We start from the raw sequence: 3,516 nt of genomic DNA, 5'->3' as shown, positions 1-3,516 counted from the left end.
GTATAAAACTGGCTGTGAATAAATATCAGCAGTATAAAATTGGCAAACAGCGTAATAATAACGGTTGATTGATCTATCTTATCGGGCTTTATGCCTATCACATAACCCCTGGTAAATTCAATAACCATAAAGGCAAGTACCGGCACTGTGTTCAATAAAGAATAAACCAGCCCCGCCTTTTGGCCAAGCATATAATAGCTAAACACAATAACCATTATGATTACCTGTATGGCAACTATATTTACGCTTTGAACGGTTAAAAAAACAATACTGGCGTTAACTATAGTAYCGGCGCTGAGCAGTAAATGCGAAATTAAACGCCAGTTGGGCCGGTAAGTTAAAAACTTAAATAATACAGCTATGCACACCATTAGTGCGGCAACGGTATAGGCCAGCATCATTTGCCGCTCGAAATAAACGCTCATTAAAACAGCGCCTAAAGCTATAAATACAAGTGGAAAACCGTAAAAAAGCAGTCGAATACGTGCCTGATCAAGAAAAGACTGCTCCTTTGATAAAATTTTATAAATTGAAAAGTTAAAAAAGTTTACGTCTTTACTCATGATTAACTACAAAACTGTTAATGCAGGATGCTTAAAAGGCATAAACGTTACTGTCGCCTTTTAAGCACTATTGCCTTCACAGTTGGTTAACCATACAATTAACAAGCCAAATCAATCAAATTTTGTTCAATAATACCCAGTTTAGCCTCGGCATCAGCTTTTTTCCTTTGTTCAATTTCAATAATTTCGGGCTTGGCATTGTTCATAAAACGCTCATTACCAAGCTTTGCATCTACCGATTTCAGAAAGCCTAAAAGATACTCCTTCTCTTTCCCCAGCCTGGCGCACTCTGCTACCGGATCGAGGTTTTGGCTTAAGGGAATAAAAAATTCATCGGTTGAAGCAATAAAATTAACTGCCCCTGTAACCTTATCATCAACCTCGTTAAACTGGCTTATATTACCCAGTTTGGATATAATGGCCTGGTATTGCTGATAATTTACTCCCGAATTTGACTTGTAAAACAGCTCAAGCGCCTCTTTAGGCGAGATCTGTTTTGTGTTACGAATGTTCCTGATTTGTGTAAGTACAAGCTGAACAATCTCCACCTCATTAATCAGCTGAGTATTTATTTCCCCAATGCTTGGCAATTGGGCAACAATACAACAATCCTTTTCTCCGCGCTGTCCCAATAATTCATCATGCCATAATTCCTCGGTAAGGAAAGGCATAAACGGGTGTAAAACCTTTAGTATATTTTCAAAATACCCAACTGTTGCTGTATAAGTATCTTTATCAATGGGCTGCTGGTAAGCAGGCTTTATCATTTCAAGGTACCAGGCGCAAAAATCGTCCCAAACCAGCTTGTAGGTGGCCATTAATGCCTCTGATAAGCGGTACTGCGCAAAGTTGTCTTCTATCTCGCCCAGGGCCTGGTTAAACCTGCTGCCAAACCATTCAATAGCTATCTGGTTGGGGTTTGCCAGGCTTGCATCCACCTCCCACCCTTTTATCAGCTTAAAAGCGTTCCATATTTTATTGGCAAAATTACGACCCTRYTCGCAGTAGCTTACATCGAACATCAAATCGTTGCCGGCAGGCGAGCAAAGCAGCATACCTACACGCACACCATCGGCACCATATTGCTCTATCAAATCCAGCGGATCGGGAGAGTTACCTAACGATTTCGACATTTTACGACCCAGCTTATCCCTTACTATACCGGTAAGGTAAACGTTTTTAAACGGCGCCTGTCCCCTAAACTCGTGCCCGGCCATAATCATCCTCGCTACCCAAAAAAACAAGATCTCGGGGGCAGTTACCAGGTCRTTTGTTGGGTAGTAATAGTTGATATCCGCATTGTTGGGGTCCTTAAACCCGTCGAAAACAGATATGGGCCATAACCATGACGAGAACCAGGTATCAACTACGTCGGGGTCCTGGGTTAAATCGGCAGTTGTGAGTTGTGAGTTGTGAGGTTTAAGTTTTGCTTCTGTTAAGGCCTCATCAACATTTTTGGCAATAACAAACTCGCCATTTGGCAGGTACCACGCCGGGATTTGCTGTCCCCACCACAACTGGCGGCTAATATTCCAGTCCCTAACGTTCTCCATCCAGTGGCGATAGGTGTTTATAAACTTTTCGGGAATCAGCTTTACCTCGCCATTTAACACATAATCAAGGGCTGGCTTAGCCATTTCGCTCATTTTGCAAAACCATTGCATTGATAGCTTTGGCTCAATAACTGCGTCGGTACGTTCAGAAAAACCTATCTGCGATTTATAGTCCTCCACCTTTTCCAAAGCGCCTTCTTCATCCAACAGCAGAACAATTTTTTTACGCGCAATAAAACGGTCTTCACCAATCAATATTTCCGCCTTGTTGTTCAGGGTACCGTCGTCGTTTAAAATATCAATAACCGGCAGGTTATGCTTTTGGCCAAGTTCATAATCGTTCAAATCATGGGCCGGAGTTACCTTTAAACAGCCGGTACCAAAATCCATGGTAACATACTCATCCAAAATAACCGGGATCTCGCGGCAGATGAGCGGGATAAATACCGTTTTACCATGCAAATGCAAATACCGTTCATCATTTGGGTTGATACAGATAGCCGCATCAGCCATAATGGTTTCGGGACGGGTGGTAGCGATGGTTAGATAGGTGGAAGTGGTATCAGGTATCAAGTCGTTAGTATCAAGACCGGATTCCTTGGTTTTTGTACCTGATACTTGATACTTGCTACATGATACCAGCTCCCTAACTACCTGATACTTGATATAATAAAGCTTCTGATTAACTTCTTTACGGATAACTTCTTCATCGGATACCGCGGTTTTTCCCTGCGGATCCCAGTTCACCATGCGTACGCCACGGTAAATCCAGCCTTTTTTGTAAAGGTGGATAAAGGTATCTATAACGGCTTCGGATAGCTCCTCGTCCATAGTGAATTTGGTGCGGTCCCAATCGCAGGATGCACCTAATTTTTTAAGCTGATCGAGGATGATACCGCCGTATTTTTCTTTCCACTCCCAGGCATAAGTTAAAAACTCGGGGCGGGTAAGGTCTGTTTTGCTGATGCCGCGCTCTTTAAGCATGGCCACAACTTTAGCTTCGGTGGCTATACTGGCATGGTCGGTTCCCGGCACCCAGCAGGCATTTTTGCCTTTCATGCGGGCGCGGCGTACCAGTACATCCTGTATGGTATTGTTCAACATATGGCCCATATGCAAAACCCCGGTAACATTTGGCGGCGGAATGACTATGGTATAGGGCTCGCGCTCATCGGGCACCGACTTAAAAAAATCGTGCTTTAACCAGTAACTGTACCATTTATCTTCGGTTTCTTTAGGCAAATATGTTTTAGCAATACTCATAACGCGCAAAAATAAGGAATTGTATGAATAGTTGAAGTGCTTTTTTGGTTCGGGTTTCGGGTTGTTGGGTTCGGGTTGCGGGGAGCGGGGGTCGGGTTGCAGGAGGGGGGTGGCGGGGAGCGAGGTTCGGGTTGTGT

General features: G+C 43.5%; 2 protein-coding genes. Both read right to left on the bottom strand.

Annotated features, from left to right (window positions below; all coding sequences use genetic code 11):
* Window positions 1–563: hypothetical protein (locus AC1DPZ_RS24065; protein ID WP_477408250.1), on the bottom strand; the 563-nt coding region annotated here is incomplete at its 3' end.
* A gap of 98 nt (window positions 564–661) precedes the next feature.
* Window positions 662–3,379, bottom strand: a complete 2,718-nt coding sequence (locus AC1DPZ_RS24060) for a valine--tRNA ligase (RefSeq protein ID WP_477408252.1) — start codon at window positions 3,377–3,379, stop codon at window positions 662–664.
* Window positions 3,380–3,516 lie beyond the last annotated feature (137 nt).

The sequence above is a fragment of the Mucilaginibacter sp. P4_G9 genome (assembly GCF_056400985.1).
This window is presented reverse-complemented; position numbering and strand designations above follow the sequence as displayed.